The sequence below is a fragment of the Streptomyces cynarae genome, from assembly GCF_025642135.1.
In the GTDB taxonomy this organism is placed as follows: Bacteria; Actinomycetota; Actinomycetes; order Streptomycetales; family Streptomycetaceae; genus Streptomyces; species Streptomyces cynarae.
Genome location: NZ_CP106793.1, coordinates 7,681,031 through 7,700,458, shown reverse-complemented (window position 1 = coordinate 7,700,458; position 19,428 = coordinate 7,681,031). Strand labels below are relative to the sequence as shown.

Below are 19,428 nucleotides of genomic sequence, written 5' to 3'. Positions count from 1 at the left end.
ACCGGCAGCCGGTCGGCCTCGTCGATTCGGTCGGACGGAACCTCGTACGACGACATCGCCGGTTCAGCGGTGGAGTGCGGCGAGGTCCGGCCCCGGCAGGTGGATCCAGCCCTCCCGTGCCGCTGCGGCGCGCTCGTCCGCGGTACGCGGCCCCACGGTGTCCCCGATCAGGACGGCACGGGCGACCAGGGCGCAGACCAGGGCGTCGAGGTGGTCGTGGCTGTCGACGCACCGCTCCCGGACGGCCCCGGGCAGGGGCGCCCCCAACCCGGCCTCGACCGAGCCGATGATGTGCTCGCGGACGGCCCGCGCCTCGGGCGCCGCTCTCTTGTAGCTGCCGGCGGGGCGGATCCCCCAGCGCCGGAGCGCGGCAGCCGGGTAGACCTCGGCGACCGGTCCCAAGCCGTCCCGGGGCACCTCCACCCCCGTCGCCGCGAGGGCGTCCAGCAGCCGCGCCGCCCGCAGCGCCACGACACCCAGCAGATCGGTGGACACCGACAGCGGGGGCCGCATGGCGGTCGCCTTCCAGGTGATGTCGTCGGTCAGCCGGAACCGCAGCGGGTCAAGGCCCGGCCTTCCGTCCGCGTGTTCCCCGTACCCGGCGGGAGGCGGAAGGCGCTCACCCCGGTGATGCGCCTCGACCGTCGCCACGAAGCTCGACGGCCAGCCGAGAGGACAGTCCAGGCCGGTCTTGTCGGCCGACCGGATCACGGCCAGCAGGCCGTCGTCCCCCTCGGGCTCGAGGAACTCCGCCGTCACCCCTGGCCCGCCGCCCCACGTCATCCGGCACACGGCGGTACGCCGGGCGCTCGCGGCGAGATCCACACCGACCGTCACCGCCTGTCGTCGCATCACGCCCGGAATGCTCCCGCAGCAGGCCGGCCGGGTCCAACCGCTACTCGTCCTCGGTCGCCGTCAGCTCGACGCCGCCCACGAGGCCTGCCGACATGTTGTAGAGGAAGGCGGCCAGGGTCGCCAGTGCCGTGGTCAGCGCGACTTCGACCACCGCGACGCCGGCGGTGAGGGCGAGCGCCCAGCCCAGCGACCGCCAGGCCACCGCTCCGACCACGGTCAGCAGCACCCACAACAGGGCGACGGTCACGATCGAGCAGAGCCCCAGAGTGACCGATATCAGGAAGCTGGTCGTCATGACCGACCAGGGATCGGCCCCCGACAGCCGCAGTCGTGCGCCAGGCGTGCGCGGCGCGGGGCGACCCCCGTCCCGCAGCCCGCCGGAGCCTCGGCCGTCCGCAGCGCCGGGGGTCGCACTCATGGGGTCCTCCTCACCCTCACGAAGCCGCTCAGACGGCCGCCGACACGCCGCGCTCGGCCGCCGTGGCGATGTGGTGGCGCGTGATCCGGCCGACCTCGTGCCAGAAGGGTTTGGCGGTCAGGTACGTGCCGAGCGCGGACAGGAAGCCGATGGAGGCGTCGACGCTGATCCGGCCCTGCTTGGCCCAGTAGACGTCCTGCAGGTCCAGCAGCAGCGCGAACTCGTCGAGGATCAGTGCGGTCCCGCACCCGTAGGCGGCCGCGACGGCGGGGTGCCCGATGGCCCGCTCGTCACCGCGTACGGCGATCAGGCCCACACCGGCGAGGGTGGCGATGCCGAAGTTGTAGTGGTGCAGGTGCTCGCCGCCCGCGGAGATGTTCCCCCAGGGCAGCCATCCGCCCCGGATGCCGTGGGTGATGATCCGCACCGTACCGAAGGTCACTCCGAAGGAGATCCATGTCACCAGCAACGACCGCTGGAGCGGCGTGAGATGCCGCTCCGCAGCCTGACGCCACCGCCGCACGAGCAGCGAGCCCTGCGGACGGCTGTGCCGCTCGGTGACAGATCCCATGACCGACCGACCTCCCACACCGAACGGGCATCCGCCGTGCGAAGCCGACGCTATGTGCGGCCATGTCCCTCTGCATCCCGAACTGTCGGCGAGAGCAGCCCTGCCACGCCGGCGACAGTGCGGGAAGACCTTGCGGACGGGGCCGATGGGCGGGGCGGGGGCGGGCGGCGCCACAGAGGCTGTTCGGGTGACGACGCACGGAGCGGCAAGCAGTAGTCCGGGCAGTACGGGAGTGCGTTCGGTGCGACCTGTCAGGACCCCGGGAGCAGGCGAGTCGGGCTGTACCCGGGTTTTGCCCTACTCAGGGCGAAGCTTTCCGGTTTTGATGGAGACTCTGGATTTCCTGGCCAACTGGCCCCGCGGTCCGGCGGTCCGGCGGCGCAGCCATGCCATCAGTCCTTCGGTGGCGCCGTGCTCTCCCGTACGGTGAGGGTCGTCGCGATCTCCAGTCCGGTCTGGGGTGCCTGCTCACCGCGGCCGAGGGTCAGTGCGAGTTCGGTCGCCGCGATGGCCATCTCGGTCAGCGGCTGGTGGACGGTGGTCAATGGCGGGTCCACCCAGGACACCGCCGGCAGGTCGTCGAAACCGACCACGCTCAAGTCCTCGGGGATGTACAGGCCGGCTTCGCGCGCGGCCTGGTAGACCCCGAGCGCCAGGAGGTCGTTCGCGGCGAAGATCGCGGTGGGGCGGTCGGGCCGGGACAGCAGGTCGCGCGCCGCGGCGTAGCCGTCCTCCCGGGTGAGCTTGGCGTGGACCACGAGGTCCGGATCGGCCGGCAGACCGGCGGCCTGCAGCGCCGAGCGGTAGCCGTCCAGCCGGGCAGCGCAGCACAGCACGTCCTGCGGTCCGCTGATCATCGCGATGCGGCGATGGCCCAGCTCGGTCAGGTGGCGGGTCGCGGCCCGGCCGCCGGACCAGTTGGTGGCGCCGACGAAGGGGACGTCGTCCGGCAGTTCACAGGTCGGATCGAAGACGACGAACGGAATGCCCTTCGCCTGGAGCTGCTCGCGCTCGGCCTCGGAGAGCTGCGCCACCGACAGCACGCAGTTCGGGCGGCGGGCCACGGTGTCGTCCCAGGCTGGAGCGGGTGAGTCGTGCAGGCCGAAGCGCGAGACCATCAGCCCCACGCGGTGCTTGCTGGCCACCCGCTCCACACCCCGGATGATCTCCACGGCCCACATGCTCTCCAGCTCGCGGAACACCAGCTCCACCACGTTGTTGCGATTGGCGCCCGAAAGCTTGCGGTAGCCGTACCGGTCGATCAGCTCCTCGACGCGGGCACGGGTGCCGGGCGACACCCCCGACTTGCCGTTGAGCACCTTCGAGACGGTCGGAACCGATACGCCCGCCGACTCGGCGATGAACGCGATCGTCACCGGCCGGGAGGAGTCACCCCCGGGGCGTTCGCCACCATCCGCCAGTCCTTCCGCTGCGTCGTCAGCCAAAGCCGCCTTCCGATCCTTCGCGTCCTCGCCGCCCACGATGGCCGGCCGAGCGACCGGCAGCCTGCCCGGCGGGTGCGGCACCTTAGCGGTTGCCGCATAGCCGGACCAGGACATCCGCCCGCATCATATTAGCTCTCTCCGCCCGCAAGCGACGAAACTTTCCTGCGGTAGCGCGACGCGGCCTGCCTCGCCGGAGGCCGGGATCGCGCCGCAGGATGTGTGCGGCGGCAGCAGCACGATCCGGTGCATGACCACCGAGCAAGCCGGCGCCACGGTCGGGCCCGGTCGTTCCCGGGTCGGCGCGGGCGCGGCCCGCCCCTCGGGGGCGGGCCGCCCGGTCTCAGTCCGCGACTGCCTGGGGTGAGGCGAGGCGGAAGGCGGCCAGCCGGAAGTCTCCGCGCAGGGTGAGGTGCAGGTCGTGCACGCCGTCCAGCGGTGCGGGGAACTCCTGGGTGACGGTCGTCCACGTGTAGCGGCCGCCGGTGATCGGCACGGGGAGGGCCGCGAGGAGGCGTTCGTCGGCCCTGAGTTCCAGGAGAGCCTCGCCCGGCCCGGTGTCCGCGCGCGCGACCTCGGCTTCCAGGCGGACCGCGGAGGTCAGGTCGGCGGAGCGGAAGAGGGTGGTGGCGGGTTTTGTGGGGTCCTTGGGGGTGATCGCGTCGCCGGTGGTGCGGGTGGCGTCGACGAGTGTGAGGTTCTCGTAGTCGTCGAAGTCGGCGGCCCTGGTGCGATGGTCGACAACTGTCCGTGGTCCGGGAGCGGTTCCGGTGACGGTGAGGGGCGCGGTGAGGACGACGTCCTCGGCGGACCGGGCGATGAGGACCTCGTACGTGCCCGGGTCGGTGGTGAAGGCCCCGGTGGTGACGTCCCAGTGGGCGAGCTGTTCGGCGGTCAGGTGGAAGGTGACCTCCTGGCTTCCGCCCGGGGCGAGCCGGACCTTGGCGAAGTCGGCGAGCTTCAGCCGGGGCGCCTCATAGCGGGCGTCCGTCGCGCGGACGTAGAGCTGGACGACTTCGCTTCCGGGGCGGGTGCCGGTGTCGGTCAGGGTGACCGAGATGTCGACCGCGCCGTCGGGGTCGATGGACGCTGCGGACAGGCGCAGGTCGTGGTAGGTGAAGTCGGTGTAGGACAGACCGTGGCCGAAGGGGTAGAGGGGTGGGGTGCGGTGGTACTGGTAGGTCCAGCCGGCTTTGACGATGTCGTAGTCGAGTGGGTGGGGGAGTTCGTCCTCGCCCCGGTACCAGGTCTGGGGCAGGCGCCCGGAGGGGTCGGTCTCGCCGAGCAGGACGGCGGCCAGGCCGTGGCCGGCCTCCTGTCCCGCGTGTGAGGTCCACAGTACGGCGGGCAGGTGCGTGTCGGCCCAGTCCAGGGCGTAGGGGTAGCTGCTCATGACGACCAGCACGGTCTGGGGGCGGACGGCGGCGACCGCCCGCAGCAGCTCCTGCTGTCCTTCGGGCAGTGCGATGTTCGCCCGGTCCTGGGTCTCGCGGCCGCCGATCAGGGGGTGGTTGCCGAGGACGACGACGGCGACGTCGGCGCTCTGGGCGGCGGTCCGTGCTTCGGCGATGCCGTCGCGGAGCAGTTCGCGGTGGAAGGTTTCGGCGGCCTGCGGGGTCTCGGCCGTCATCCTCACCGCGCCGTCGGCGGGGTCGATGGCGGCGTAGCGGCCGGTGAGGACGTTGCGCAGCAGCACGGCGTCGGGGCCGCCGGCAGGGTCGGGTTCCACGCGGAACGTTTCGTGGATGAACCAGGACTTGAGCTGTTGCTGGTCGGCTTCCAGGTGACCGTCGTCCTTGACGCTCAGGTAGCGGCCGGTGTCGGCATCGCGCAGTGTCAGTGCGCCCTCGCCCCAGTCGACAGTGTCGAAGGAGGTCTTGCCGAGCAGTTCGCCGGTGGTGCGCGAGCGCAGGGCGATGCGGTCGCAGCCCTCGACCCGGACCACGTGTCCGCCCTGATCGGCGAGTGCTGCTTCCAGCCCTGCGGCGGCGGTGACCTGGTAGGGCAGAGTGCCGCTGTACCAGTCCTCGCACAGGGTGTCGGACAGCGGGCCGATGACGCTGATCGTCGGGGTGCGGGCTGCATCCAGGGGCAGCAGTCCGTCGTTCTTGAGCAGCACCACCGACTCGGTCGCGGCGAGCCGGGCCAGCTCGCGGTGGCGGGGGTGGTCGATGACGTCGGGGCCGATGCCGGCGTACGGATCGAGGTGCTGGTCGAACTCGCCGAGTCGGAAACGCAGTTCGAGTTGCCGCCGTATGGCGCGGTCGACGTCGTCCTCGTCGATCAGGGATCGCTCGATGGCCTGGCGCAGCCAGCCGATGACGGTGGCGCTGTCCTGTTCGTGGTCGGTGAAGCTGTCGATGCCGGCCTTGAGGGCTGCGGCGTAGGCCTGGGGGTGGTCGTCGAAGTGGTGCTGGGGGTCGACGAGGTTGCAGGGTGCTTCGGCGTCGCTGACCACGAACAGCTCGCGGCCGGTGGAGACGACCCAGCGCCGCAGCTCGTCCTCGATGAGCGGGCTGACGTGGCACGGGCGGCCGTTGACCAGGTTGTAGGCGGCCATGGCGCCGGTGGCCGCGCCGGAGGCGACGACGGGCCGGAACGCGGCCAGGTCGTATTCGTGCAGTACGCGTGGGCGTAGCCCGGAGGAGGTGGTGCAGCGGTCGTCCTCGTTGTTGTAGGCGAGGAAGTGCTTGAGGACGGAGGCGACGCGCAGGTGGTGCGGGTGGTCGCCGACCAGGCCCTGGCAGTAGGCGGTGCCCAGCCGCGCGGTGTGCACGGGGTCTTCGGAGTAACCCTCCTCGTTGCGGCCCCAGCGCGGGTCGCGCAGCGGGTTCACCACCGGGGCCCACGCCTGCAGGCTGTTGGTGCCCGGGCCGGAGGCGGGCGGGCGGTGGTGGTGGAAGGCGCGCAGCTCGACCGAGACGGCTTCGGCAATCCGGTGCACCAGTTCCTCGTCCCAGGTCGCGCCCAGCCCCACCGCCTGCGGGAAGACGGTCGCCTCGCCCAGCCAGGCCACACCGTGCAGCGCCTCGGTCCCGGTGCGGAACGCCGCGACGCCCAGACGCGGCACCGCGGGAGCGTACTGGTGCAGCATCGCGAGCTTTTCGTCGAGGGTGAGTCGTTCGAGCAAGTCGCCGACGCTCGTCCGCAAGAGCAGCGCCGGATCCTGACGGAAAGTTTTCGTCAGCGGAGACGGATGGTGGACTCACGCGGCTGACCCCCAGCGAGTGGGACGGAACAGTAGTCGAAGCGCATCGACGCTGTCACGGGCCGTCCAGGCTGTGCAACGAAAGCAGAAAGGATTTTTTTGCTTTGGTTTCTCCCCTTGTCCAGCAGGAGAACGGTCGATACGGTCCCGCCAATCGTTTAAGCGCTTCGACGCTTCGCAGGAGAAGGGCCGCCTCCACTATGAGCAGTCAGCTGAATCGCAGAACCTTCATCGGTACGGCCGCGTCGGTCGCGGGAGCCGCCGCGATGGCGCCGCTGCTGTCCGCCTGCGGAGGCGGCACGCAGCAGAAGACCGGTGCGAACACCAAGTCGGGTCTGAAGGCGGCGCTGCCGGCCTACGTGCCCAGCACGGCCGTGAAGCCGGACATCCCGTCCGTGTCGGGTGGCGGCAACGGGGCGGCGACCGACCCGGGGTTCCTGCGCTACCCCACCGACCAGGTCGCGACGGTCTCCGGGGTGCCGGGCAAGGGCGGCAGCTACACCGCGGTCACCCCGCTGTGGGGGACCGTCCCCCCCGCGGGGAACTCCTTCTATCAGGCCATGAACAAGGCCCTCGGCGTCAACCTCGCCATCAAGCCGGCCGATGGCAACAACTACAACACCATCGTCCCCACCATGACCGCCGCGCGCCGCCTGCCCGACTGGATTCAGCTGCCGGCCTGGTGGAACAACGCCTTCAACACCGGCGAACTGGCCGGGACCCAGCTCGCGGACCTCACCCCCTACCTGGCCGGCGACAAGGTCAAGAAGTACCCGAACCTCGCCGCCCTGCCCACCGGCGCCTGGCAGACCTGCGCGTGGGGCGACAGGATCTACGGAATCCCCTGCTTCTCCACCAACTTCTCCCTCGCCGGCGCCATCTTCCACCGCCGTGACATCCTGGAGGCCAAGGGGATCACCGCGGACCAGGTCAAGTCCGCCGACGACATGTGGAACCTGGGCAAGGAGCTGACCGACGCCAAGCGCGGTGTGTGGGCCTTCGACGACGTGTGGACCTACCTCTCCCTCTTCTGGGGCGTGCCGGCGCAGTGGAAGCTGGTGGACGGCAAGCTGGTCCACAAGTACGAACTGCCGGAGTTCCTGGAGGCCATGGACTGGCACTACCGTCTGGCGAAGTCCGGCTTCATGCACCCCGACGCCCTGGCGGGGGACAACGCCGCCCAGGGCACCCGGTTCTACTCCGGGAAGGTGCTGATCGCCGGCGGGGGCCTCGGCGCGTGGAACCTTGCCGACCACCAGTCGGGCACCGCCGCGGACAAGAACTACCGCCGCGGCGCGTTCGACATCTTCGCCGCCGACGGCAAGGGCACTCCGAGCATCTTCCTCGGTCCTTCCGCCAGCATGATCAGCTACCTGAACAAGCGTCTGAAGCCGGCCCAGATCGAGGAACTGCTGTCGGTTGCCAACTACCTGGCCGCGCCCTACGGCTCGCGCGAGTACACCATGGTCAACTACGGCGTCGAGGGCGTCCACTACACGATGAACAACGGTGTGCCGACGGCGACCAAGGAGGGCCAGAAGTTCGTCCAGGCGACCACCTACCCCTTCCTGGCCTCGCCGACCTCCGTGGTCAGCAACCAGGGCGCCGACGTCGTCACCAAGGACTACTCCGGCTGGGCTGCCGCGAACGTGAAGTACGGGTACAAGCCGCTGTTCTGGAACGTGAACATCAGCCTGTCGCAGTCGCTGGCGAACGCCGCCGCCGCACAGTCGGTGGAGGACACCATCAAGGACTGCTACCACGGCAAGAAGAAGGTCTCCGACGTCCAGGCGGCCATCTCCAGCTGGAAGTCCAGCAGTGGTGACCGCCTGACGCAATGGATGACCACGAACGTCCTGGACAAGGTCGGGACCGGCCAGTGAGCGTCCAGCAGTCGCAGGACACGGGACGCCCTGTGCAGCTGAACTGGCGGATGAGGATACGGCGCGACAGGACGCTGCTCCTGATGACCGTGCCCTCGATCGCGCTGCTGCTGGTCTTCAACTACGCGCCGCTGTTCGGCCTGGCCACCGCGTTCCAGGACTACGACCCGCTGGTCGGAGTCTGGCACAGCCAGTGGGTGGGATTCGACCAGTTCCGCCAGCTGTTCCACGATGCGCAGTTCTGGGACTCGCTGAAGAACACGATCTACCTCAGCTTCGTCCAGCTGATCCTGTTCTTCCCGATCCCCATCGTGCTGGCCCTGCTGCTGAACACGGTGCTCAGCACACGGGTGCGCAACTTCATCCAGTCCGTGGTCTACCTGCCGCACTTCTTCTCGTGGGTGCTCACGATCACCATCTTCCAGCAGATGCTCGGCGGCGCCGGCCTGCTCAACCAGTACCTGCGCTCGCACGGCATGAGCACATGGGACATCATGACCAACCCGCACACCTTCGCCCTGCTGGTCACCAGCCAGGCGGTGTGGAAGGAGGCCGGCTGGGGGATCATCGTCTTCCTTGCCGCACTGGCCGGCATCAACAGGGAGCTGTACGAGGCCGCCGCAGCCGACGGCGCGGGTCGCTGGCGGCGGATGTGGCACATCACCCTGCCCGGCATGCGCGGAGTGATCGTGCTGATGCTGGTCCTGCGGCTGGGCAACGCGCTGTCGGTGGGCTTCGAGCAGTTCCTGATCCAGCGTGACGCGGTGGGCCACTCGTCCGCGGACGTACTGGACACCTTCTCCTTCTACTACGGCATCGCCACCAACAACTACAGCTACGGAGCGGCTGCCGGGCTGTTCAAGAGCGTGATCTCACTGCTGCTCATCTGGGGTGCCAACAAGCTGGCGCACGCCTTCGGCGAAGACGGGTTGTACCGCAAATGACCAACACCCTCAGCATCAGCCCCACCCGCGCCGGAGCGGCGGCTCAGGCCCGCGGCAACAAGGCCGGATCGGCACGCCCGCCGTGGGAGGAGCCGCCCACCGTCGTCGGACAGACCGTCAAGGGACTGACCCTGATCGGGGTCGTCGCGGTGGTGTTGGTCCCCATCTGGATCATCCTGGTGACCAGCTTCTCCACTCCCGGGGCGATCAACCGGGCCGGGGGCCTGGTGATCTGGCCGGACGGCCTGACCGTGGAGCCGTACCGCGAGATGCTCCTCGACCCGACCGTGCGGACCTCGCTGCTGGTGAGCCTGGGCATCACCTTGATCGGCACCGCGGTCTCGATGGCCGTGTCGGTCATGTGCGCCTACGGCCTGTCCCGGCCTCGCTCCTTCGCACACCGCTTCCTGCTGTTGCTGCTGATCGTCACGATGTTCGTCAACGGCGGCCTGATCCCCACCTTCCTGGTCGTCACCGACCTCGGCGGCTACGGCAAGTACTGGGCACTGATCCTGCCCAGCGCGGTCTCGGTGTTCAACATCCTGATCCTGCGCGCCTTCTACTCCGAGACCTCCGGCGAGCTCATCGACGCGGCCCGGCTCGACGGCGCAGGCGACTGGCGGATCCTGTGGTCCGTCGTCCTGCCCACCTCGCGCGCCGTGACCGCCGTGGTCGCCCTCTTCTACGCAGTGGGCTACTGGAACGCCTTCTTCAACGTGATGCTCTACATGCCCACGGACAGCCAGAAGTGGCCGCTGCAGTATGTCCTGCTCACCTATGTCAACCGTGGCGTCGGACTGCCCGGCTCGGTCAACGCCGGCTTCGGCAGCGCCCACGCCCAAACGGCGCCGCTGTCCCTGCAGATGGCGGTCGTGGTGCTGACCCTGATCCCGCTCCTGATCGTCTACCCGTTCGTCCAGAAGCACTTCCGCACCGGCGTACTGACCGGAGCGATCAAGGGCTGACGTGATCGGCCGCCGTACCACCCCGCAGACCGGAAGCGGCCCCGTGCGCCCAACCCCGCCGCGTGGCAGGGCCGCTTCCCACATCCGAGGAAATGAGGGCAGGACACCACGATGGTGACCATCGCCGACGTAGCCCGGCATGCCGGAGTGTCGACCAGCACTGTCAGCTACGCCTTCAGCGGCAAGCGCACGATCTCCGCCGCGACCCGGCGCCGTGTCGAGCGTTCCGTCATCGAACTCGGCTACCACCCCAACGCCGGTGCCAGAGCGCTGGCCGGACGCCGCTCGCACGTCCTGGCCCTGGTCGTGCCGCTGCGCACCGACGTCTACGTCCCGATCATGATGGAGATCGCCATCTCCGTCACCATCCGGGCCCGCCGGCACGGCTACGACACCCTGCTGATCACCAACCACGAAGGCCCCGAAGGCGTGCACCGGGTCGCCGCCAGCGGACTGGCCGACGGGGTGATCCTCATGGACGTCCAACTCGACGACGCACGCATCCCCCTCGTCCGCGGCCGGCCCACCCAGGCCGTCCTGATCGGCCTGCCCGACGACCCCAGCGGCCTCTCCTGCGTCGACCACGACTTCGCCACCGCCGGCGCACTGTGCGCGGACCACCTCGCCGACCTCGGCCACCACGAGATCGCCTTCATCGGCTACGGCCCGGGCGTCTACCAGCGCCGCGCCGCCTACGCCGAGAGCACCCTGGCCGGATTCCGCGAACGAGCCGCACAACGCGGCCTGCGCTTCCTGCACCGCCCCTGCGAGGGCACCTACGAAAGCACAGCCGGGACCTTCACCCGCATCCTCGGCGACCGGCCCAGCACCACCGGCTTCGTCGTGCAGAACGAGGCGGCGATCGGACACCTGCTCGACTTGCTGCGAACCAGCGGACGCTCCGTCCCCGAGGACGTCTCCGTCGTCGCCCTGTGCCCGGCACACCTTGCCGAACAGCACGTGCCGACCCTCACCGCCGTGACCGGCCCGGCCAAGGAACTCGGCCAAGTGGCCGTCGAACAGCTCATGCGCCGGATGACCGCGGCCGAACGCGGCGAACAACCGCTCGACGAACGCGTCCTGCTGACACCGACCCTGACCGTCCGCCAGAGCACCGGCTCCGCGCCGCGGTAGCACCGGCACCGGCCCGAATCCGGCCCACCGCACCCGCGCGGTGCCGGTCGAGCGCGCCCGCGGCAGCAACTTCCCGGCCCCAGACTTCAGGAGAAGCCCCGTATGTCCCCGTACTTCGACGTCCCTCACCCCCCTGTGGGACCAGGGACTCCCGTTGTCCCGCCCGCGCCCCCGCACAGCTTGCCCGGCCCCGAGCGGACGCCCGAGCCGGCGATGACCGGCCTGCACAACGAGGTCTGGTCGTACGGCGAGGCGGCGTACCCGATCCCGCGCGACTACCTCCACGTGGGCGAGCGGCAGCATGTCCGCGACGCCGCGGATGCCGGGGCGGAGGTGGCGCTGTGACCGCCACGCCGGCCCACCAGACCCTCAGCTGGGGCCACGACGCGTTGCGGCTCGACCTGCGCATCGCCGCCGACGGCACCACCCGACTCGACCTGGGCGCGCCCTCCGACCCGGCCGGGGACGGCGCGCTGCCGCTGGTCGAGGTCACCGCCACCGGCCACGGCCGGTTCTGGTCCAGCCACCGCCTGGTGGACAGCGCCCTCGGCACGCGGCTGCGGCACCGCGCGCACCACGTCATCCGCGAGGGCGGGTGGCATGTGCTCACCGTGGCGCTTCACGACCCGGACACCGGGCTGGTCGCCGAGGTGGTGTACCGGTCCCCGGACGGCGTGCCGGCCCTGCGCGCCGAGGTGACGCTGCGCAACGAGGGCGTCGGCACCCTGCACCTCGAGTCGGTGACCTCGCTGGTCCTCGGCGGCATCACCGACGTCGACCTGGACACCGCCGACGTGTGGTGGGCCGACAACGACTGGCTCGCCGAGTTCCGCTGGCAGCGCCGGCCGCTGCGGGCGGCGCTGCCCCAGCTCAGCGGGCGGGTCCGGTACGGGTACGGCAAGGGCTCGTTCGCGCTGGCCGGGCAGGGCACCTGGTCCAGCTGCGGACACCTGCCGATGGGCGCGCTGTCCGACCGCGCGTCCGGCCGCGCCTGGGTGTGGCAGGTCGAGCACAACGGCGGCGGCTGGCGCTGGGACTGCGGCGAACGGCACGACACCGCCTACCTGGCGCTGTCCGGCCCCACCGACGCCGACCACGGCTGGCGGCACCCGCTGGAACCGGGCGGCGAGTTCCGCGCGGTGCCGGTGTCGGTGGCGTTCGGCGACCGGCTGGACGACGCGTTCGGCGCGCTGACCCGCTACCGCCGCGCGAGCCGCCGCCCGCACCCGGACCACGAGAACCTTCCGGTGATCTTCAACGACTACATGAACTGCCTGATGGGCGACCCGACCACCGAGAAGCTGCTGCCGCTGGTGGACGCCGCCGCGGACGCCGGCGCGGAGTACTTCGTGATCGACGCCGGCTGGTACGACGACAGCGCCGGCTGGTGGGACGGCGTCGGCGAGTGGGAGCCGTCCACCACCCGGTTCCCCGGTCCGCGCGGCATCCACGAGGTGCTGGACCGGATCCGCGAGCGCGGCATGGTGCCCGGCCTGTGGCTGGAGCCCGAGGTGGTCGGGGTGCGCAGCCCGATCGCCACGGCGCTGCCGGACGAGGCGTTCTTCCGCCGCGACGGCGTGCGGGTGGTGGAGACCGGGCGGTACCAGCTCGACCTCCGGCACCCGGCCGCCCGCGCCCACCTGGACGCCGTGGTGGACCGGCTGGTCGGCGACTGGGGCGTCGGCTACCTGAAGCTGGACCACAACATCGACGCCGGCACCGGCACCTCCGGCCACCCCGCCGAGGTCCCGGCCGCCGGGGCGCTCGGCCACCACCGGGCGCACCTGGCCTGGCTGGACGGCGTGCTGGACCGGCACCCGCACCTGGTGCTGGAGGACTGCGCGTCCGGCGGCATGCGCGCGGACCAGGCGTTGCTGTCCCGTATGCAACTGCTGTCCACCAGCGACCAGCAGAACCTGCTGCACTACGCGCCGATCGCGGCTGCCGCGCCGACCGCCGTCACCCCCGAGCAGGGCGCCGTGTGGGCCTACCCGCAGCCCGACGACACCCCGGACGAGGTGGCGTTCACCCTGGTGAGCGCGCTGCTCGGGCGGATCCACCTGTCCGGGCAGCCGGCCGGCCTGGGACCGGAGGCGCGCGCCCTGGTGCACCAGGCGGTGGCGGTCTACCGCGACCTGCGCGCCGACCTGCCGGGCGCGCTGCCGGTGTGGCCGCTGGGCCTGCCGGCCTGGGACGACCCCTGGGTGGCGCTGGCCCTGCGCACCCCGGCCACCACCTACCTGACCGCGTGGCGCCGCCCCGGCGCCGGCCCGACCACCACCCTGCACCTGCCGCACCTGCGGGACACCCCGGCGGTCGCGACACCGGTCTTCCCCGCCGAAACCCGCGTCACCACCGCCTGGAACCCCGGTACGGCGGAACTCACGCTGACCCTGCCCACGGCCCCGTCGGCCGTCCTGCTCCGCCTGAGCTGACCCGCGCCCACCCCTGAACCGACCCGCGCCCACCCCACGGGGCCGCCCCACAGTGCGATGAGGGCTCCACCCCCCACCCCTGCCTGCCGTGCCTGGGCGCACGGCTGGAAACCCGCCGTTCCGCAGGCGGGAGCACCACCACATCCCTGCCCGAACCACGACCCAATGGAGGGTTTCGTGAAACGGTTCCTGCGCGCGGCGCGTGATCGCCTGCTCGCCCCAGCCGCCGCTCTGACGCTCACCGCCGCCGCCCTGTCCGTCGGCGCGCTCACCGCCGCCCCGGCAGCCACCGCCGCCACCGCCACCACCTCGGCGACGGTGACGGTCGACACCACCCACTGGCTGGCGAACTACTCGTCCACCACCCCCGGCCTGAACACCCAGGTCTACGACGCCAACATGAACCGCTCGGACATCCCCGGCCTGCTCAGCAACGCCGGTGTCGGGATGATGCGCTACCCGGGCGGCAGCTACGCCGACATCTACCACTGGCAGACCAACACCGCCGACGGGGCCTTCGTCGCCCCGAACACCGACTTCGACTCGTTCATGGGCACCGTCCGGGCGGCGCACGCGCAGCCGATCATCACCGCGGACTACGGGTCGGGCACTCCGCAGGAGGCGGCCGGCTGGGTGCGGTACGCCAACATCACCAAGGGCTACGGCGTCAAGTACTGGGAGATCGGCAACGAGATCCCCGGCAACGGCGAGTACGGCGCGCAGTGGGAGACGGACAAGCACTCCAGCCACAGCGCCACCACCTACGCCAACAACCTCCTGCAGTTCATCTCGGCGATGAAGGCGGTCGACCCCAGCATCAAGATCGGGGCGGTGCTCACCACGCCCGGGAGCTGGCCGGACGGCATCGTCGGCCCCGGCGACACCATGGACTGGAACCACACGGTCCTGTCGATCGCCGGCCCGAAGATCGACTTCGTGATCGTGCACCACTACCCGTCGAGCACCAGCGAAGCCGATCTGCTGACCAAGCCGCAGGGCCAGGTCCCGGACATGGCCGCCACGGTGCGGTCGCTGATCAACCAGTACGCCGGCAGCAACGCGCCGAACGTGGGCATCGCCATCACCGAGACAGCCCCCGACAGGGACAAGGACACCGCCCCGAACGCGTTGTTCACCCCTGACCAGATGCTGACCTGGGCGGAGAACGGCGCGTTCACGGTCGACTACTGGGCCATGCACAACGGCACCGACTGCTCCCAGGTGACCACTGTGGACGGTGCCACCGACTACGGCGACGGGGGCGTGCTCTCCAGCGGCGCGTCCTGCGAGCCGGCGGTGGACACCCCGTTCGCGCCCTACTACGGCATCTCGATGATCAGCAAGCTGGCCCAGTCCGGCGACTCGCTGATCCAGACCAGCAGCTCCACCTCGCTGATCTCCGCGCACGCGGTGCACCGCGGCAACGGCGACGTGAACGTGATGCTGATCAACAAGGACCCGAACAACAGCACCACGGTGTCCCTGTCCTACAACGGGTTCACACCGTCCTCGGCCGCCCCGACCGTGTACACGTACCAGAAGAACGGCACGTCGATCACGTCGTCCACCAGCGGCACCGCCACCACCCAGACCGTTCCCCCGTACTCGGTGGTGGTGGTGCAGATGCACCCGAGCAGCGGCGGCAGCACCGGCGCGCTGCACGCGGTCGGCGCGGGCAAGTGCCTGGACATCAACAACAGCAGCACCACCGCCGGGACGCAGGCCCAGATCTGGGACTGCAACGGCGGTACGGCCCAGACCCTGACGCGCACCTCGGCCAAGGAGTTCCGCCTCTACGCGGGCACCTCCACCCCGATGTGCCTGGACGACTACGGCAGCGGCACGACGAACGGCACCGCCGCCGTGATCTGGCAGTGCACCGGCGGCGCCAACCAGCAGTGGAACGTCAACTCCAACGGCACGATCACCAACGTGGCCACGGGGCTGTGCCTGGACGTGAACGGGTTCGGCACAGCGAACGGCACCAAGGTGCAGCTCTGGACCTGCGGCTCGAACCAGAGCAACCAGCAGTGGACCTTCGGCTGACACCTGTCGGTTGAACCGCATCGGGCGGCCCGGCGCCTCGCCGGGCCGCCCCTCCCGTCGAACGACGACCAGAACAGGGCCGGCTGCCCTGGAGAGGAACGAGTGTGCCCGACCAGCACCAGGCGACCACCGCCGTCAGCAATCCGATCATCCCCGGGTTCCACCCCGACCCCACGGTGTGCCGGGTCGGCGATGACTACTACCTCGCCTGCTCCAGCTTCGAGTACTTCCCGGGCGTGCCGGTCTTCCACAGCCGCGACCTGGTCAACTGGACGCAGATCGGCAACGCGCTGGACCGGCCCGAGCAACTGGCCCTCCCGCTGGACTCGCCGTCCTCCGCCGGCGTCTACGCGCCCACCCTCCGGTACCACGACGGAGTGTTCCACCTGATCGTCACCAACGTCAGCGGCTACGGGAACCTGCTCGTCACCGCCACCGACCCGGCCGGCCCGTGGTCCGACCCCGTCCGGCTGCCGGACGTGCCCGGCATCGACCCGGACCTCGCCTGGGACGAGGACGGCACCTGCTGGTGCACCTGCGCCGGCGTTCGGCAGGTCCGGCTCGACCCGACCACCGGCAAGGTGACCGGCGAACCCAAGGACGTCTGGTCCGGCACCCCCGGCGCCCGCTACCCCGAGGCCCCGCACCTCTACCACATCGGCGAGCACTGGTACCTCATGATCGCCGAGGGCGGCACCGAGCGTGCGCACGCCGTTGCCATCGCCCGTGGCACGTCCCCGAACGGGCCCTTCGAGCCGTGCCCGCACAATCCGATCCTCACCCACCGCGGCCGCGAGCACCCGGTGCAGAACACCGGCCACGCCGACCTCGTACAGGGCCCGGACGGCTCCTGGTGGCTGGTACTGCTCGGCGTCCGCCCGAACGGCGGCACCCCCGGCTGGCACGTGCTCGGCCGTGAGACCTACCTCGCCCCGGTCACCTGGAACGAGGAGGGTTGGCCGGTGGTCGGCTCACCCGACCTGGAGCTGACCGTCCCGAACTGGCCGCTGCACCCCGCGCCCCCGGTGCCGGTGCGCGACGACTTCGACGACGAGCGGCTCGCCCCGCAGTGGGTCTCGCTGCGCGACCGCCCGGCCGAGCTGATCACCACCGGCGAACGCCCCGGGTGGCTGAGCCTGCGGGCCCGGGGCGCGTCGCTCGACGACCGGGACGTGGTGTTCGTCGGCCGCCGCCAGCAGCACCACGCGTGTCGGGCCGGCGCCCTGGTCGACGCGACCGAGGGCGCCGGCGGCCTGGCGGTGCGATTGGACGAGCGGCACCACTACGAGGTGGAGGTCGCCGACAGCGAGGTGCGCGTGGTCGCCCGCCTCGGCTCGGTGCGCAGCGTGGTCGCGTCCCGGCCCGCGCCGGCCGGCCCGGTGGTGCTGCGGGTGGACGTCACGACCCCGGCGCCGGACTACCCGGGCAGCGGCCCCGACCTCGTCACGCTCGGATTCGAGGAGCCGGACGGCACGTTCACCGCGCTGGCCGCACTGGACGGCCGCTACCTGTCCACCGAGGTGGCCGGCGGCTTCACCGGTCGCGTCATCGGCGTCTACGCCGCGACCGGCACCGTCCACGTCGACTGGTTCGACTACCAGCCGCTCACCCCGGAGTCGTGACACATGACCCGCTCCGGCACGACGGAAACCGGCGGAGTCTCCTGACCGCCGCACCCGTCCCCCAACCTGTGCACGGCAACCGCGTGCACGAGGAAATCCCGACGATCGAGAGGCACCGAACATGACCGGAAAGCCCAGCCCGGGGAGAGCCGGCCGGCGGCTGTCGCTGCTGGTGAGCCTGCCCCTGGCCTTGATCACCACGGTTGCTGTACCCAGCGCCTCAGCCCTGGCCGACACCGCCACGAACACCACCGCGAGCACCACCGTGGACGCGGACGCCCGCACCGGCGCGCAGGCCGTGGTGGCGGCGATGCAGCCGAGCTGGAACCTGGGCAACACCCTGGACGCCTTCCCGACCGAGACGTCGTGGGGCAGCCCGCTCACCACCAAGGCGACGTTCGACGCGGTCAAGGCGGCCGGCTACCGCAGTGTGCGGATCCCGGTGACCTGGAGCAACGCCCAGGACACCACCGCGCCCTACACGATCGACCCGAAGTACATGGCGCGGGTCAAGCAGGTCGTGGACTGGGCCATCGAGGACGGCCTGTACGTCGACCTGAACGTGCACCACGACTCGTGGCAGTGGATCAAGAACATCACCACCGACGACCATGACGCGGTGCTCGCCCGGTTCGACTCGACCTGGCAGCAGATCGCGGCCGCGTTCAAGGACGAGCCGCGCAAGCTGCTGTTCGAGAGCGTCAACGAGCCGCAGTTCAGCGACAACGCCACCGATGCGCAGAAGACCCAGGCGATGGACGAGCTGAACACCTCGTTCCACACGATCGTCCGGAAGTCCGGCGGCGGCAACGCCACCCGCGTACTGCTGCTGCCCGACCAGAACACCAGCCCGACCGACCTCCAGAAGATGACCGAGCTGTACACGACGATCACCAGGCTGAAGGACCCGAACCTCGGGGCCACGATGCACTACTACAGCTTCTGGCCGTTCAGCGTGAACAACAGCGGCTTCACCACCTACAACGAGACCGCCCAGCAGGATCTGGTCACCGCCTTCACGCAGATGCACGACGTCTTCGTGGCCAAGGGCATCCCGGTGTACCTGGGCGAGTACGGCACGCTGTCCTACCCGGACTTCACCAAGCCCGACCAGATCGAGCGGGGCGAGGCGTTCAAGTACTTCGAGCAGCTGGGTTACGAGGCGCGGATCAACGGCATCACCACCGCGTTGTGGGACGCCGGCTCGTTCCTCAACCGCAACACCCTCCAGTGGCGCGACCCCGAGCTGGTCGCACTGATCAGGGCGAGCTGGCACACCCGCTCCGGTACCGCGTCCACCGACCAGGTGTTCCTGCCGAAGTCCGCGCCGGTCGCCGCGCACACCGTCACCCTCAACCTCAACGGCCTGTCCTTCCGCGGCCTGTGGCAGGGCGACACCCGGCTGCGTCCCGGCGTGGACTACGCGGTGTCCGGTGACCAGCTCACGCTGACCCCCTCGCTGCTCACCCGACTGGGCGGCGACCGGGCGCTCGGCGAGAACGCCACCTTCCAGGCGCGGTTCTCCCGGGGCGTGCCGTGGACGTTCCACGTGATCACCAACGACCTGCCGGTGCAGTCCGACGTGACCGGTACGACCGACTCGTTGACCATCCCCACCCAGTTCAAGGGCGACGTACTGGCCACCATGGAGTCCCGGTACGCGGACGGCAGCAACGCCGGCCCCTACTCCTGGACCCCGTACCAGGAGTTCAACACCCACTTCACGCCGGACTACCCGAACGGCGCGATCAAGCTGACCTCCGACTACCTGAAGACCCTCACCGACGGCGCCACCGTGACCCTGAAGTTCGACTTCTGGAGCGGGGCCTCCGTCACGTACCACGTGACCAGGTCCGGCGACAAGGTCACCGGCACCGTCTCCTGACCACCGGGTGACCGACCCCG

General features: G+C 70.5%; 14 protein-coding genes. 9 read left to right on the top strand and 5 right to left on the bottom strand.

Translation table 11 applies throughout. The features are described 5' to 3' along the window. Positions 1 to 63 precede the first annotated feature (63 nt). From N8I84_RS34695 to N8I84_RS34675, 5 genes are all read right to left on the bottom strand, one after another. Positions 64 to 852: a DUF429 domain-containing protein gene (locus N8I84_RS34695; protein ID WP_263234982.1), complete on the bottom strand. Its 789-nt coding sequence runs from the start codon at positions 850 to 852 to the stop codon at positions 64 to 66. A 43-nt stretch (positions 853 to 895) separates the two neighbouring features. Beyond that, a complete protein-coding gene (locus N8I84_RS34690; RefSeq protein WP_263233430.1) occupies positions 896 to 1,273 on the bottom strand; it encodes a DUF3566 domain-containing protein in 378 nt (125 codons plus the stop codon). Between the two features lie 28 nt (positions 1,274 to 1,301). After that, positions 1,302 to 1,844 carry a hypothetical protein gene (locus N8I84_RS34685; protein WP_263233429.1) on the bottom strand — a complete coding sequence of 181 codons (543 nt, stop codon included), beginning with the start codon at positions 1,842 to 1,844 and terminating at the stop codon, positions 1,302 to 1,304. Positions 1,845 to 2,236: 392 nt separating this feature from the next. After that, entirely contained in the window at positions 2,237 to 3,265 is a 1,029-nt protein-coding gene (locus N8I84_RS34680; RefSeq protein WP_263234981.1) for a LacI family DNA-binding transcriptional regulator, read from the bottom strand. A gap of 364 nt (positions 3,266 to 3,629) precedes the next feature. After that, positions 3,630 to 6,416: a glycoside hydrolase family 3 protein gene (locus tag N8I84_RS34675; RefSeq protein WP_263233428.1), complete on the bottom strand. Its 2,787-nt coding sequence runs from the start codon at positions 6,414 to 6,416 to the stop codon at positions 3,630 to 3,632. 278 nt (positions 6,417 to 6,694) lie between these two features. On the opposite strand from N8I84_RS34675, the gene N8I84_RS34670 reads away from it, so the two are divergent. The 9 genes from N8I84_RS34670 (at position 6,695) to N8I84_RS34630 (ending at position 19,408) form a co-directional block, all read left to right on the top strand. Beyond that, complete coding sequence (locus N8I84_RS34670) at positions 6,695 to 8,377, top strand: type 2 periplasmic-binding domain-containing protein (RefSeq protein WP_263233427.1); 1,683 nt, start codon at positions 6,695 to 6,697, stop codon at positions 8,375 to 8,377. After that, complete coding sequence (locus tag N8I84_RS34665; protein WP_390898979.1) at positions 8,332 to 9,321, top strand: ABC transporter permease; 990 nt, start codon at positions 8,332 to 8,334, stop codon at positions 9,319 to 9,321. Before N8I84_RS34670 ends, N8I84_RS34665 begins: the two co-directional genes overlap by 46 nt. Beyond that, positions 9,318 to 10,286: a carbohydrate ABC transporter permease gene (locus N8I84_RS34660; protein ID WP_263233425.1), complete on the top strand. Its 969-nt coding sequence runs from the start codon at positions 9,318 to 9,320 to the stop codon at positions 10,284 to 10,286. The genes N8I84_RS34665 and N8I84_RS34660 overlap by 4 nt, the downstream gene beginning before the upstream one ends. 111 nt (positions 10,287 to 10,397) lie before the next feature. Beyond that, on the top strand, positions 10,398 to 11,420 hold the full coding sequence (locus tag N8I84_RS34655; RefSeq protein WP_263233424.1) for a LacI family DNA-binding transcriptional regulator: 1,023 nt from the start codon (positions 10,398 to 10,400) through the stop codon (positions 11,418 to 11,420). 213 nt (positions 11,421 to 11,633) lie between these two features. Next, positions 11,634 to 11,765, top strand: coding sequence for a hypothetical protein (locus N8I84_RS34650; protein ID WP_263233423.1), 132 nt, complete (start codon positions 11,634 to 11,636; stop codon positions 11,763 to 11,765). Next, positions 11,762 to 13,855: an alpha-galactosidase gene (locus N8I84_RS34645; protein ID WP_263233422.1), complete on the top strand. Its 2,094-nt coding sequence runs from the start codon at positions 11,762 to 11,764 to the stop codon at positions 13,853 to 13,855. The genes N8I84_RS34650 and N8I84_RS34645 overlap by 4 nt, the downstream gene beginning before the upstream one ends. 177 nt (positions 13,856 to 14,032) lie before the next feature. Further along, entirely contained in the window at positions 14,033 to 15,901 is a 1,869-nt protein-coding gene (locus N8I84_RS34640) for a ricin-type beta-trefoil lectin domain protein (RefSeq protein WP_263233421.1), read from the top strand. A 104-nt stretch (positions 15,902 to 16,005) separates the two neighbouring features. Beyond that, complete coding sequence (locus N8I84_RS34635; protein ID WP_263233420.1) at positions 16,006 to 17,523, top strand: glycoside hydrolase family 43 protein; 1,518 nt, start codon at positions 16,006 to 16,008, stop codon at positions 17,521 to 17,523. Positions 17,524 to 17,644: 121 nt separating this feature from the next. Further along, positions 17,645 to 19,408 (top strand): cellulase family glycosylhydrolase, encoded by a 1,764-nt coding sequence (locus tag N8I84_RS34630; protein ID WP_263233419.1) that lies wholly within the window; start codon positions 17,645 to 17,647, stop codon positions 19,406 to 19,408. The last annotated feature ends 20 nt before the right edge of the window (positions 19,409 to 19,428 follow it).